Below are 12,341 nucleotides of genomic sequence, written 5' to 3' on the forward strand. Positions count from 1 at the left end.
GTTAAAATCCCCCGATGCGCATCGGCTCCTGGTCCCTACCCAACCCTGTTTTCGTCGCGCCCATGGCGGGCGTGACCGATCGCCCCTACCGCAAGCTATGCAAAGCGCTGGGGGCGGGCTATGCCGTGTCCGAGATGGCTGCCAGCAACCCGCGGCTGTGGAACAGCGTAAAGACATCCAGAAGGCTGGACCACGATGGGGAAATCGATCCCATCGCCGTGCAGATTGCCGGATCGGATCCGGAAATGATGGCCGAAGCCGCCGTATTCAATGTCCGCAAGGGCGCCCGCATTATCGACATCAACATGGGTTGCCCGGTCAAGAAAGTCTGCAACGTGGCGTCCGGCTCGGCGCTGCTGCGCGACGAAAACCAGGTTGCCCGCATTCTGCGCAGCGTGGTCGATGCCTGCGCGCCCCTGGGCGTGCCGGTTACCTTGAAAACGCGCACCGGCTGGGACCGCGAGTCGCGCAATGCCGTGCGCATTGCAAAAATGGCCGAAGACATAGGCATCGCCGCACTTACCCTGCATGGCCGGACCCGCTGCGATCTGTATCAAGGGCAGGCGGAGTACGATACGATACGCGAGGTAAAGCAGGCTTTGAGGATTCCGGTCGTCGCCAATGGGGATATCGATAGTCCCGAAAAAGCCAAATCCGTACTAGAGTATACGGGGGCCGATGCGGTCATGGTCGGAAGGGCCGCGCAGGGCCGTCCCTGGATTTTTCGGGAGATCAGCCATTACCTTGCCAGCGGGGAGCATTTGCCGGCACCCACCTATGGCGAGCTGCGCGACTGCCTGCTGGATCACCTGGAAGACCATTATGGGTTTTACGGGGAATTCACCGGTGTGCGGTCCGCCCGCAAGCATATAGGCTGGTATCTGGCCGACATGCCCGACGCCGGGGAGTTCCTGCCGCGCATAAATGAAATCGGCACCACCCGCGATCAGGCCCGGGCCATAGAGCAATGGTTTGATCGCCATCCATCCAACGAGCCAATCATGGCCAGGGCGGCCGGAGCCGACAGCGCCGGTACGCCACAAAACATCAACACCTTAGGATCATGAGTAAAACTAACCCCCTGGAACAATCGGTACGCGACCAACTTGAACGCTACTTTACGGACTTGGGCGACTCGGAGCCGCGCGACATGCTTGCCATGGTGATTTCCTGCGTCGAGCGACCTGTTTTACAAGTTGCTCTTGAGCAATCAAAAGGTAATCAATCCAAGGCGGCCGAAATGCTCGGCATTACCCGCAGCACCTTGCGCAAGAAGCTGATGGCGCATAACTTGCAACCCTAATTCAAAACCCTAGACCTTATCTTCATGAAAATCCAGACTGCCCTTATTTCGGTTTCCGACAAAACCGGTATCGTTGAATTCGCCCAGGCCCTTAGCCAGCGCGGCGTGCATCTGCTGTCCACCGGCGGCACCGCCAAGCTGCTGGCCCAGGCCGGCCTTGCCGTAACCGAAGTGGCCAGCCATACCGGCAGCCCGGAAATCCTTGACGGCCGCGTCAAGACACTGCATCCCAAGATACATGGCGGCCTGCTGGCGCGCCGCGACAGCGCCGAGCATCTGAAGACGCTGGAACAACACGGCATAGACCGCATCGACCTGCTGGTCGTGAATCTATACCCGTTCCGCGAAACCATCGCAAAGCCCGGATGCACCTTCGCCGACGCGGTGGAAAACATCGATATCGGCGGTCCCGCCATGCTGCGCGCCGCCGCCAAGAACCACGGGACGCCCGAAGGCGGCGTAACGGTGGTCATCGATCCGGCCGACTACTCCCGGGTACTGGCCGACATGGACGGCCCGCAAGGCCGGCCGTCCTATGGCCTGCGGCTGGAGCTTGCCACCAAGACCTACGCCCATACCGCCGCCTACGACGGGGCCATCGCCGCCTACCTGAGCAGCCTGGCCGTTGCCGAGCCTGAACAGGACAAAGAACCCGCGCGCGACTCCTGGCCGCGCACGCTGACGGTGCAGGTACGCCAGCAGCAAGTGCTGCGTTACGGCGAGAATCCGCATCAGTCCGCCGCGTTCTATGTGGATCAGCCGGTGGGCGCCGGACTGCTGGGCAGCTATCGCCAGCTGCAGGGCAAAGAACTGTCCTACAACAACATCGCCGATGCCGACGCGGCCTGGGAATGCGTGCGCAGCTTCCAGGCCAGCGCCTGCGTCATCGTCAAGCACGCCAATCCTTGCGGCGTGGCATTGGGCGAGGGCCCGCTGCAAGCCTACCAGCAGGCTTTCAAGACCGACCCCACCTCGGCCTTTGGCGGCATCATCGCCTTCAATCGGCCGGTGGACGCGGCCACGGCCGAGGCCATCAGCGCGCAGTTCGTCGAAGTATTGCTGGCGCCCGAGTATTCATCCGAAGCGCTGGCCGTGTTCGCCGCCAAGAAGAATGTGCGCGTACTGCAAGTACCCCAGGGGGATGCCCGCAATGCCTTCGACATCAAGCGCGTCGGCGGCGGCTGGCTGGTGCAGAACCCCGATGACTACCAAGTGCCCGAATCGAACTTCAAGGTTGCCACCAAGCTGGCTCCGACCGAGCAGCAGATGCGAGACCTGATGTTCGCCTGGAAAGTGGCCAAGTACGTCAAGTCCAATGCCATTGTCTTTGTGGGCAATGGCATGACGCTGGGCGTGGGCGCGGGCCAAATGAGCCGCATCGATTCCGCGCGTATCGCATCCATCAAGGCGGAAAACGCCGGCCTGAGCCTGACCGGCTCGGCCGTCGCCTCGGATGCCTTCTTCCCCTTCCGCGACGGCCTTGATGTCGTGGCCGAGGCCGGTGCAACCTGCGTGATCCAGCCCGGCGGCAGCATGCGCGACGACGAAGTCATCGCGGCCGCCGACGAGCGTGGCATCGCCATGGTGCTGACCGGCGCCCGCCACTTCCGCCACTGATGCGTATCCTGGGCATCGATCCGGGATTGCGGCGCACCGGCTACGGCGTGATCGATGTCCAGGGCTCCCGCCTGACCTACGTCGCCAGCGGCACCATTGTGGTGCCCGCCGACCAAGCGTTGGCGCAGCGCCTGAAAGTGATACTGGACAACATCCGCGAGATCGTTCAGGCCACCGGACCGTCGGTATCGGCGCTGGAAAAGGTCTTCGTCAACACCAACCCCTCTTCCACCCTGCTGCTGGGCCAGGCGCGCGGCGCGGCCATGTGCGCACTGGCCGACAGCCTGCTGGATGTGCATGAATACACCGCGTTGCAGATAAAAAAATCGGTGGTAGGCAACGGCCACGCCGCCAAGGAGCAGGTGCAGAAAATGGTGCAGCATTTGCTGGGGCTCAATGGCCTGCCGGCCGCCGACTCCGCCGACGCCCTGGCCTGCGCCATCTGCCACGCCCACTTCCATCCGCTGACCCAGCGCCTGCAAGCCAGCGGCCAGCTCGCCGCGGGCCGAGGCAGCCGCGTGCGCGGCGGCCGCCTGCTGGGCTAAAGCCCGTCAACGCTAAAAGGACAACACCATGATCGGTCGCATTACCGGCATTCTTCTGGAAAAAACGCCCCCTGTGGTCTGCATCGATGTGGGTGGTGTCGGCTATGAAATCGACGTGCCCATGAGCACCCTGTACAAGCTGCCCGAAAACGGCGCCAAGGTCAGCCTGTACACCCACCTGGCGGTGCGCGAGGACGCGCATACGCTTTATGGGTTTTCATCGACCAGCGAGCGCAGCGCCTTCCGCGCATTGATCAAGGTCACCGGCATCGGCGCGCGCACCGCCCTGGCCGTGCTATCGGGAATGACGGTCGACGAGCTGGCCAACGCCATCACCCAGCAGGAGACCGGCCTGCTGACGCGAGTGCCCGGGATCGGCAAGAAAACCGCGGAACGCCTGCTGCTGGAACTGCGCGGGAAACTGGGTGCCGATATCGCCCATGCCCCGGGCACGCCGTCCGCCGGGCGGGACGACATATTGAACGCCTTGCTGTCGCTGGGCTATTCCCATAATGAAACACAGGCCGCCCTGAAAGGCCTGCCCGAAGGCGTCGAAGTGGCCGAAGGCATACGCCTGGCGCTCAAGTCGCTGGCACGCGCCTAGGAAGATGACGCCCCCCGCTTGACCTTCCAACCGTAGCAAGGTTTATGGTGTGGTTTTTAGAGCCTTTGCGAGAGATTGAAATGATTGAATTCGAAGTAAAAGACATGACCTGCGGACATTGCGCCGGCACCATAACCGCGGCCGTTCAGAAAACGGCACCCGATGCCACGATAGAAATCGACCTGCCCAGCCATTCGGTCCGCGTCGATGGGGCCGCTGATGCGGCTTTGGTTGAACGGACGATCCGGGAAGCCGGCTATACGCCGCAGATCAAATCCCGATAAAGTACACGTTATTGAACAACGGATGATCCATCGCTAACGGCGTCCCTCGCCAACTATGCTGCCAAGGCGCTGCCTACCGGCTGCGCCGGCTTTATAAGCTAGAGCAGAGCTACACTCTTACCAGCCATAAAGCGTGTAAACACCCCAACCAAAAAACGCGCTAAAAATCGAATTAGACCTTGGCTTGCAAATAGGCGGCATAGGCCGATAAATCGACATTGCCGCCACTCAACAATACCCCTACCCGCTTGCCCTTGACGGCAACCAATTCGTTGAACAGAGCCGCCGCACCCAGGCAGCCGGTGGGCTCGACCACCATTTTCATGCGCTCGGCAAAGAACTGCATGGCCCCCACGAGCTGTCGATCGCTGACCGCCAGGATATCGCGGACATGCTGCTGGATAATGGGAAAGGTCAGCCGGCCCAGTGCCAGAGTCAACGCCCCGTCGGCGATGGAGGTGGGCGGAGCTATCCGAACAATGGCGCCCGATCGCAAGGATTGCCGGCCATCGTCGCCGGCTTCGGGTTCCACGCCATAGACTTCGCAGTCAGGGCTGATGGCGTGTGCTGCCAGCAGCGACCCCGACAGCAAGCCGCCGCCGCCCAAAGGAATGAACAACGCATCCAGGCCGCCGACGTCCTCCAGCAATTCCTTTACCGCGGTACCCTGTCCGGCAATGACATCAGGATGATCGAAGGGAGGAATCAGGGTCAGGCCCTGCCGCTCGACCAAGTCGCCCGCCACCTGCTCGCGATCCTGGGTCAGGCGATCGTAGCCGACCACGCGTGCTCCATAGCCCACCGTGGCCGCTTTTTTGGCCGCTGGCGCATCGTTGGGCATGACAATGGTGGCGGCAACGCCCAGCAGCTTCGAAGCCAGGGCGATGGCCTGGGCATGATTGCCCGACGAGAACGCAACCACGCCCGCCTTGCGCTGGGCCGCCGACAAGTTGGCCACGGCGTTGTAGCCGCCGCGAAACTTGAAGGCCCCGATGCGCTGGAAATTCTCGCACTTGAAGAACACCTGGGCGCCGAGGCGTGCGTCTATGGTTTGCGAAGTCAGCACAGGGCTGCGGTAGGCCGCGGCATCCAGGGTGGTGCTGGCCTTGATGACATCCTCGTAGGTGGGTAGCCTGGCGCTCATAGTCCGTCCGTTATATAAAATTGGGAAACGCGGGATGAATCCGCAAGCTCAATTATGCTGCAATCGCACCGGATGCATCCCCTGGACCACAGGGTAGAGTACGATAAGCACTGTAAATATAATCAGCACGACATCCATGGCCATACATTCCGATTCCCTGACCAGCCTTTCCCCCGTGGAGCGCATTGTCGCGCCGCAAAGCGCTTCGCCGAACGAAGAATCCATCGAGCGTGCATTGCGTCCGCGCGAGCTCAAGGAATATATCGGCCAGCATCGCGTGCGCGAGCAACTTGAAATCTTCATACAGGCGGCGCGCAATCGCAACGAGGCGCTGGATCATGTCCTGCTGTTCGGCCCTCCCGGCCTGGGAAAAACCACGCTGGCTCATATCGTCGCCCACGAAATGGGCGTCCAGTTGCGGCAAACATCCGGACCGGTGCTGGAGCGGGCCGGCGACCTGGCCGCCCTGCTGACCAACCTCGAAAAAAACGACGTGCTGTTCATCGACGAGATACATCGCCTTTCGCCGGTGGTGGAAGAAATCCTGTACCCGGCCCTGGAGGACTTTCAGATCGACATACTGATCGGCGAGGGCCCGGCAGCGCGCAGCGTCAAGATCGATTTACAGCCTTTCACCCTGGTGGGAGCGACCACCCGGGCGGGCATGCTGACCAATCCCTTGCGCGACCGTTTCGGCATCGTATCGCGCCTGGAGTTCTACAGCGCCGACGACCTGACGCACATCGTCACGCGCAGTTCCAGCCTGCTCAATGCCCATACCACACCCGAAGGCGCCGTTGAAATCGCCCGGCGGGCACGGGGTACGCCGCGTATCGCCAACCGCCTGCTGCGCAGGGTGCGCGACTATGCCGAGGTCAAGGCGGATGGGCGCATCGACGCCCAGGTCGCGGGGGCCGCGCTTGCCATGCTCGAGGTGGATCCGCAAGGCCTGGACCTGATGGACAGGAAGCTGCTGGAGGCCATCATCCACAAGTTCGATGGCGGACCGGTGGGGGTGGACAGCCTGGCGGCGGCGATCGGCGAGGAACGGGACACCATCGAGGACGTGATCGAGCCCTTCCTGATTCAGCAAGGGTATCTGCAGCGCACCCCGCGCGGCCGCATGGCCACACAGACCACCTGGAAACACCTGGGCCTGACCCCGCCCAAGCCGGCGGGCGCAACGCCGGACCTGTTTTCCTGAAGGCGCGGCCGCTTTTACTCCCGCACGCAACGCAGGATTTCTTCGCCGTAGGCTTCCAGCTTGCGCACGCCGACGCCGCTGATGCCGCCCAGGTCATCCATGGACGCCGGAGGATTCATGGCGATTTCGCGCAAGGTCGCGTCGTGGAAGATCACATAGGCGGGCACACCGTGGCCGCGCGCGACCTCGGAGCGCCAGACACGCAGATTCTCGAAACGCTGCTGGGCATCCGGCGGCAGAACGATGCCCGCATCCTTGCCACGGGCGCTGGCCGACCGTGTGCTGCGGGCCTTTTTCTCGGGTTCGCGGCGGAACATCAGCGTGCGCTCGCCCTTGAGCACATCGCGGCTGCTGTCGGTCAGCGCCAGCGTGCCATAGCCCTCGTGGTCGACCGCCAGCAGGCTCTGAGCCAGCAACTGGCGCAATACGCCGCGCCAGGCTTGTTCCGACAGATCGGCGCCTATGCCGTAGACCGTCAGGTTTTCGTGCTCGTACTGCTTGACCCGGTCGGTCGGCTTGCCCCGCAGTATGTCGATAAGATGTCCCGCGCCGAAACGCTGGCCGCGCTCGCGCCATAGGCGATAGACGGCGGAAAGGATTTTTTGGGCGGCCACCGTGCCGTCCCATGCCTGCGGCGGCTCCAGGCAAGTATCGCAATTGCCGCAAGGCGCTATTTCCTGATCGAAATAGGCCAGCAGGCGCTGACGCCGGCAGTTCACGGTTTCACACAAGCCCAGCATGGCATCGAGCTGGGCGCCCAGACGCCTTCTGAAGGCATCGTCGCCGGGCGACTCGTTGATCATGCGCCGCTGCTGCACGACGTCCTGCAAGCCATAGGCCAGCCAGGCCGTCGCCGGCTGGCCGTCGCGCCCCGCGCGTCCTGTTTCCTGGTAATAGCCTTCGACCGATTTCGGCAGGTCGATATGCGCGACGAAACGCACATCGGGCTTGTTCACCCCCATGCCGAAAGCGATGGTTGCCACCATCACCACGCCTTCCTCGCGCAGGAAGCGCGCCTGATTCGCGGAACGCACGGCCGCGCCCAGGCCCGCATGGTAGGGCAAGGCCGGGATGCCGTTCTCGCAGAGGAATTCCGCGGTTTCCTCCACCCTTGCACGCGACAGGCAATAAACGATGCCGCAATCGCCCTCATGCTCGGCCTTGATGAAGGACAGCAACTGGCGCCGGACTTCATTTTTTTCGATGATGCGGTAGCGGATATTGGGCCGGTCGAAGCTGGCCACGAAATGCGGCGCTCCGTTCAGCTCCAGGCGATCGGCGATCTCGCGCCGCGTCGCCGAGGTGGCCGTGGCGGTCAGGGCCAGGCGCGGCACGTGAGGCCATCGCTCGTGCAGCAGGGACAGGCCCAGGTACTCGGGCCGAAAATCGTGGCCCCACTGGGATACGCAATGCGCTTCGTCGATGGCGAACAGCGATACCCTGCCCTGAGACAACAGGTCCAGGCAGCGGTCGGTCAACAGGCGTTCGGGCGCCACGTACAGCAGATCGAGCTCGCCGGCCAGGAAGGCCTGCTCGACATCGCGGGATGTGCGCCAGTCCTGGGAAGAATTCAGGTAAGCCGCGCGCACGCCCAGTTCCAGCAAGGCATCGACCTGATCCTGCATGAGGGCGATAAGCGGCGAAATGACAATGCCCGTGCCAGGCCGGACCAGGGCGGGAATCTGATAGCACAACGATTTTCCGCCGCCGGTGGGCATAAGGACCAAGGCGTCGCCCCCCTGCACCACATGCTCGATAATGGCTTGTTGATCGCCGCGAAAGGACTCGTAGCCAAAGACGCGCTGCAGTGTTTCCAGTGGAGAAATGGTCATGCTCAATAAATCGGGACGGAGAAACGAATACCTATATCATAGTCGCCGCTGATCAGTTCCCGCTCCGCCTTCAACCCGATACGCAGATTCGGGCTGTACCAGAACTGCTGGCCCACGCCGAAACTGCGCCGTATATTGCCGGTCGACGAGTATTCGTTTTCATAGTTGCCGCTGACATCGCCCCAACGCCCCAGCGGCACCGTCGCGGTCCATTTCTGGCGTATGCCTCCCGGGGATGCCTGGCCATCGCGATAGCGGCTAAGGTCGCTGAAACCTTCGGTATGCCGCTCATTCAGCCAGGTGACCTGCAAATCGTCCAGCACGTCGACCGTATAGGCCGCCTGATAGCGCCAGCCCTTGTAAAGACCGTAGCTGGCGCGAGCCACGCCGGCGCTCCAGACGCCCCAGCGCGTATGGTAATTTCCGCCCAGGCCGGAAGTGACCAGGTCGGGAGCGACTTCCAGTTGCGACTCCAGGGTAAATTCGGGCGATACGCCATAACGCAGCACCGTATTGCTGGCGGTCGGTCCATAGGTCAGATCGTTCGGGTTTCCATCCGAGGAATAATCCAGCGCCCCGATCGACATGGAGTACTGCCAGCTTTGGGAATCGCCGGAACCGGCAAGCGATGATTGCGAAATGCTGACACCGCCCAGCTTGGTGGAATTACCCCAGGCGGGAACGACAATTTCTTCATTGCCCAGCGTCACATCCAGACCTTCCTTGGTGGAATAACGCCAGTTGCTGGCGCCCAGGGTCCAGGATTTGTCGCCCTGGCGGGCCAGCCAGGGCGCGCGGGACCGGCGCGCCGGCCGCTGCCAGCCCCGCGTACCGCGCAAACCGGGCGATGCGCCGGACAGCCGATGCCGACGCCAACTGCCCGCGTCTTCCTTGCCCCAGAAGAAGTCATAGGGGATATCGGGCGTGGCGGCTTCCGGACTGGAATACGGCATGCCCGAGAACATCGGTTCCGTGCCCGGCGTATCGGGGAGAGGCCGCGGCGGATCGACGGAAATCTGAGGGGCGGCATACACCTGGACGGGCGCAAGGTCGCGCAACTGCGGACCCGCGGCGGACGCCGGATGCCATGCGGGAGCACACGCCAGGCCCGCGCCCCAGAGCAGCGCGGCGATCCGTGTACGATCCAGGAACCAAAAAACCATCGACAATACCAACCGTCCAATCCGATCGAAGCAAAAAAGCCTCAGCGCGGACGCCTGTCCGCTGAAAAATCCAGCATGGCTTCACCGCTGGCATCAAGGGATCTCTTGATGGCGCTGTACTTTTCCAGCAGCGCCGACTTGTACACCACGCCAAGCAGCCTGGGCTGTTCTTCACGGCTGACCACCGGCAGGCGTTCGCCCCGGAACTGGATGAAATAATCTTGCGCCTGATCCAGCGTCATGTCCGGATGCAGCGTCTTGACGAAATCCAGGCGTACAACGTCTCCGGCGCGCTTTTCCCGGATATCGCTTTCGCTCAACAATAAACTAGTCAGGTCCTGCTGGGCAATCACGCCTTGGTAAACATTGTTTACGTCTACGACATACAGATACTTCACCGGGTATTCCAGAAACTGCTGCAAGGCTTCCCGCACGGGCGATTCGGTGGACACCACCGTGTCGGCCGGCCTGACCAGATCGCGGATCACGGTATGCCTTAATTGATTGCGCAGCGTGACGTCCCGCTCCCTAACCGTCGTCACGTCGTACATGGCGACTTCGGCCACTGCCCGCGATACGAAATAGGCCACAACGCCCGCCAGCATCAACGGCAGGACTATCTGGTAGCTCAGGGTCATCTCGAATATCATCAGTATCGCCATCAAGGGCGCGCTGGTTGCCGCTCCCAGGAAGCTGCCCATGCCGACCAGCGTATACATATAGACCTGGGCCTGCATGCCGGGCCAGAAATACGCCACCACCATGCCATACAAGGTGCCCAGGGCCGCGCCGACAAACAAGGCCGGGGTGAACACGCCGCCCACGGCCCCGGAGCCCGCCGTCAGCGCCGTGGCCACCACCTTGCAAACCAGAAAGAGCACGACGGCCTGCCAGGTCCATGATGAATGCAGCAGCGAATGCACCACGCTGTAGCCATTGCCGGCCACCTCGGGGATGGCGATCAGCAGCAGGCCCAGCAACAGCCCGCCCAGGCCCAGGCGCAGCGGCAGCGGCAGCCCGGTCCGCTGGAACTGCCGTTTGGAATAGTCCAGAAACTTCAGAAAGAGCGGCGCGCCTATGCCCGCTATGGCGCCCAGCAGAATGAAGGGCAATACCTCGGGACCTGGAATCTGCGGCATGCCGGTCATGGCGTAGGTCGTTTGATAGTGCCCGGTCATGCGCATGACGATATTGGCCGATGCCGCCGCAACCAGCAGCGGCCCGAAACTTTGCATGCTCATGGTGCCTATGACGATCTCCGCCACGAACAGGGCTCCCGCGATCGGAGCCCCATAGGCCGAGGCAACACCGGCCGCCGCGCCGCAAGCCACCAGCAGCCGCAAGCGCGCCGTCCCGAAATAGGTGAAGCGCCCTATCGCCGAGGCGGCCAGCGACGCCAGGTGCACCATGGCGCCCTCGCGCCCGATGGAGCCGCCAGACGCCACCGTGCACAACGAGGACAGCGATCGCAGCAATCCCTGACGTATGGACAGGCGGCCGTCGCCGATGGCCACCGCTTCCATGTAATCGGAATTGGCGCGGGCTTTGATCTTCTTGGAGCCCCACAGCAAGGCTCCCGCCACAATGCCGCCGCACAGAGGGAAAAGCAGGCGCCCGTACCACGGCAGGCCCCGCATTACGCCAACGATGGATCCGCTCTCGCCGGTGACCACGTGTTGTATGAAGTGCATGGCCTCATGGAAGGCGATGGTGGCGAACGCTCCCAGGATGCCGACCAGCACGGCCCAGCAAAGCATCGCGGGCAGGTCTGACAGCCAGGAATAGCCGGCAAGGCGACGGCGCATCGACTGCACGGGGTTTCTAATCATGCATGTCCTGTATCGGGTGTATCGTGAACCATAGTACAAGCCTCATATCCGTTTCAATCCATTTCCAGGCGCTTGCCAGCCGCCATGCCAGCGGGCAAACTGGCATCCTATGGAAACCCCTCTAGTAAAAGTACTGGTTGTCGACGACGATCCCGCCCTGCGCCATCTGCTGGCCGATTATCTTAACCGCCATCAATACGATACCCTGCTGGCTCCCGATGCCAGCGATCTGGCGACGCGGATTCAGCGGTATTCGCCCGACCTGATCGTACTTGATCGCATGATGCCCGACGGCGACGGCGCCGAGGCCTGTCGCCGCCTGCGCCAGCAAGGCGAAGACATTCCCGTTATTTTACTGACTGCGCGCGACGAGACCGTGGACCGCGTCATAGGCCTGGAGGCGGGCGCCGACGACTACCTGGGCAAGCCTTTCGATCCGCGCGAGCTGTTGGCGCGCATCGAAGCCGTGCTGCGCCGCAAGAAAGGCGCGTCGGCCCTGAACAAGGACAAGCCGGTTTCATTCGGACCTTTCGTTTTCGACCCGGTCACCCGCCAGCTTTCGAAAGACAAGGAAATCATCCGGTTGACCGGCGGCGAAGTGAACCTGCTGGAAGCGCTGGTCAGCAACCCCGGAAAACCCTTGTCCAGAGACCGGTTGCTGGCCTTGGCGCGCGATGACGACGAGGGCGAGCGCAACGACCGTGCCATCGACATCGCCATCCTGCGGCTGCGCCGCGCCATCGAGGACGACCCCAAACAACCGCGATGGATACAAACCGTATGGGGCGTGGGCTATCGGTTCTCGCCCTGAGCACG

At 62.5% G+C, this 12,341-nt stretch carries 12 protein-coding genes; 8 read left to right on the forward strand and 4 right to left on the reverse strand.

All coding sequences use genetic code 11. From position 1 onward, the window contains the following. The first annotated feature begins 14 nt into the window (after positions 1-14). The 6 genes from dusB (at position 15) to V0R37_RS01765 (ending at position 4,353) form a co-directional block, all read left to right on the forward strand. Entirely contained in the window at positions 15-1,067 is a 1,053-nt protein-coding gene (dusB, locus tag V0R37_RS01740) for a tRNA dihydrouridine synthase DusB (RefSeq protein WP_420372844.1), read from the forward strand. After that, entirely contained in the window at positions 1,064-1,303 is a 240-nt protein-coding gene (locus V0R37_RS01745) for a helix-turn-helix domain-containing protein (RefSeq protein ID WP_420372845.1), read from the forward strand. Before dusB ends, V0R37_RS01745 begins: the two co-directional genes overlap by 4 nt. A gap of 24 nt (positions 1,304-1,327) precedes the next feature. After that, positions 1,328-2,920 (forward strand): bifunctional phosphoribosylaminoimidazolecarboxamide formyltransferase/IMP cyclohydrolase, encoded by a 1,593-nt coding sequence (gene purH / locus V0R37_RS01750; RefSeq protein WP_420372846.1) that lies wholly within the window; start codon positions 1,328-1,330, stop codon positions 2,918-2,920. Then, positions 2,920-3,465, forward strand: coding sequence for a crossover junction endodeoxyribonuclease RuvC (ruvC, locus tag V0R37_RS01755; protein WP_420372847.1), 546 nt, complete (start codon positions 2,920-2,922; stop codon positions 3,463-3,465). Before purH ends, ruvC begins: the two co-directional genes overlap by 1 nt. 28 nt (positions 3,466-3,493) lie before the next feature. Then, entirely contained in the window at positions 3,494-4,069 is a 576-nt protein-coding gene (ruvA, locus tag V0R37_RS01760) for a Holliday junction branch migration protein RuvA (protein ID WP_420372848.1), read from the forward strand. Between the two features lie 80 nt (positions 4,070-4,149). Beyond that, positions 4,150-4,353: a heavy-metal-associated domain-containing protein gene (locus tag V0R37_RS01765; RefSeq protein ID WP_420372849.1), complete on the forward strand. Its 204-nt coding sequence runs from the start codon at positions 4,150-4,152 to the stop codon at positions 4,351-4,353. Positions 4,354-4,525: 172 nt separating this feature from the next. On the opposite strand, the gene V0R37_RS01770 is transcribed toward V0R37_RS01765, so the two are convergent. Then, positions 4,526-5,497 (reverse strand): threo-3-hydroxy-L-aspartate ammonia-lyase, encoded by a 972-nt coding sequence (locus V0R37_RS01770; protein WP_420372850.1) that lies wholly within the window; start codon positions 5,495-5,497, stop codon positions 4,526-4,528. Between the two features lie 136 nt (positions 5,498-5,633). Here V0R37_RS01770 and ruvB point away from each other — a divergent pair, with 136 nt between their 5' ends. Beyond that, the gene (gene ruvB / locus V0R37_RS01775; RefSeq protein WP_420372851.1) at positions 5,634-6,701 is read left to right on the forward strand and encodes a Holliday junction branch migration DNA helicase RuvB; all 1,068 of its coding nucleotides are present in this window, start codon (positions 5,634-5,636) and stop codon (positions 6,699-6,701) included. Between the two features lie 14 nt (positions 6,702-6,715). On the opposite strand, the gene recQ is transcribed toward ruvB, so the two are convergent. The 3 genes from recQ to V0R37_RS01790 are packed head-to-tail and all read right to left on the reverse strand — an operon-like array spanning position 6,716 to position 11,525. After that, positions 6,716-8,533 carry a DNA helicase RecQ gene (gene recQ, locus V0R37_RS01780; protein ID WP_420372852.1) on the reverse strand — a complete coding sequence of 606 codons (1,818 nt, stop codon included), beginning with the start codon at positions 8,531-8,533 and terminating at the stop codon, positions 6,716-6,718. Between the two features lie 2 nt (positions 8,534-8,535). Beyond that, positions 8,536-9,696 carry a fimbria/pilus outer membrane usher protein gene (locus tag V0R37_RS01785; protein ID WP_420372853.1) on the reverse strand — a complete coding sequence of 387 codons (1,161 nt, stop codon included), beginning with the start codon at positions 9,694-9,696 and terminating at the stop codon, positions 8,536-8,538. Positions 9,697-9,737: 41 nt separating this feature from the next. Next, on the reverse strand, positions 9,738-11,525 hold the full coding sequence (locus V0R37_RS01790) for a ClcB-like voltage-gated chloride channel protein (RefSeq protein ID WP_420372854.1): 1,788 nt from the start codon (positions 11,523-11,525) through the stop codon (positions 9,738-9,740). A 109-nt stretch (positions 11,526-11,634) separates the two neighbouring features. On the opposite strand from V0R37_RS01790, the gene V0R37_RS01795 reads away from it, so the two are divergent. After that, positions 11,635-12,336, forward strand: coding sequence for a response regulator (locus V0R37_RS01795; protein WP_420372855.1), 702 nt, complete (start codon positions 11,635-11,637; stop codon positions 12,334-12,336). Positions 12,337-12,341: the final 5 nt, after the last annotated feature.

Origin of the sequence: Pollutimonas rozaliensis, from assembly GCF_048751585.1 — a bacterium.
Taxonomy (GTDB): Bacteria; Pseudomonadota; Gammaproteobacteria; order Burkholderiales; family Burkholderiaceae_B.

Bases quoted from the DNA above. Each gene is read 5' to 3' on its own strand.
- dusB (WP_420372844.1), top strand. From the start codon at position 15: ATGCGCATCGGCTCCTGGTCCCTACCCAACCCTGTTTTCGTCGCGCCC.
- V0R37_RS01745 (WP_420372845.1), top strand. From the start codon at position 1,064: ATGAGTAAAACTAACCCCCTGGAACAATCGGTACGCGACCAACTTGAA.
- purH (WP_420372846.1), top strand. From the start codon at position 1,328: ATGAAAATCCAGACTGCCCTTATTTCGGTTTCCGACAAAACCGGTATC.
- ruvC (WP_420372847.1), top strand. From the start codon at position 2,920: ATGCGTATCCTGGGCATCGATCCGGGATTGCGGCGCACCGGCTACGGC.
- ruvA (WP_420372848.1), top strand. From the start codon at position 3,494: ATGATCGGTCGCATTACCGGCATTCTTCTGGAAAAAACGCCCCCTGTG.
- V0R37_RS01765 (WP_420372849.1), top strand. From the start codon at position 4,150: ATGATTGAATTCGAAGTAAAAGACATGACCTGCGGACATTGCGCCGGC.
- V0R37_RS01770 (WP_420372850.1), bottom strand. From the start codon at position 5,497: ATGAGCGCCAGGCTACCCACCTACGAGGATGTCATCAAGGCCAGCACC.
- ruvB (WP_420372851.1), top strand. From the start codon at position 5,634: ATGGCCATACATTCCGATTCCCTGACCAGCCTTTCCCCCGTGGAGCGC.
- recQ (WP_420372852.1), bottom strand. From the start codon at position 8,533: ATGACCATTTCTCCACTGGAAACACTGCAGCGCGTCTTTGGCTACGAG.
- V0R37_RS01785 (WP_420372853.1), bottom strand. From the start codon at position 9,696: ATGGTTTTTTGGTTCCTGGATCGTACACGGATCGCCGCGCTGCTCTGG.
- V0R37_RS01790 (WP_420372854.1), bottom strand. From the start codon at position 11,525: ATGATTAGAAACCCCGTGCAGTCGATGCGCCGTCGCCTTGCCGGCTAT.
- V0R37_RS01795 (WP_420372855.1), top strand. From the start codon at position 11,635: ATGGAAACCCCTCTAGTAAAAGTACTGGTTGTCGACGACGATCCCGCC.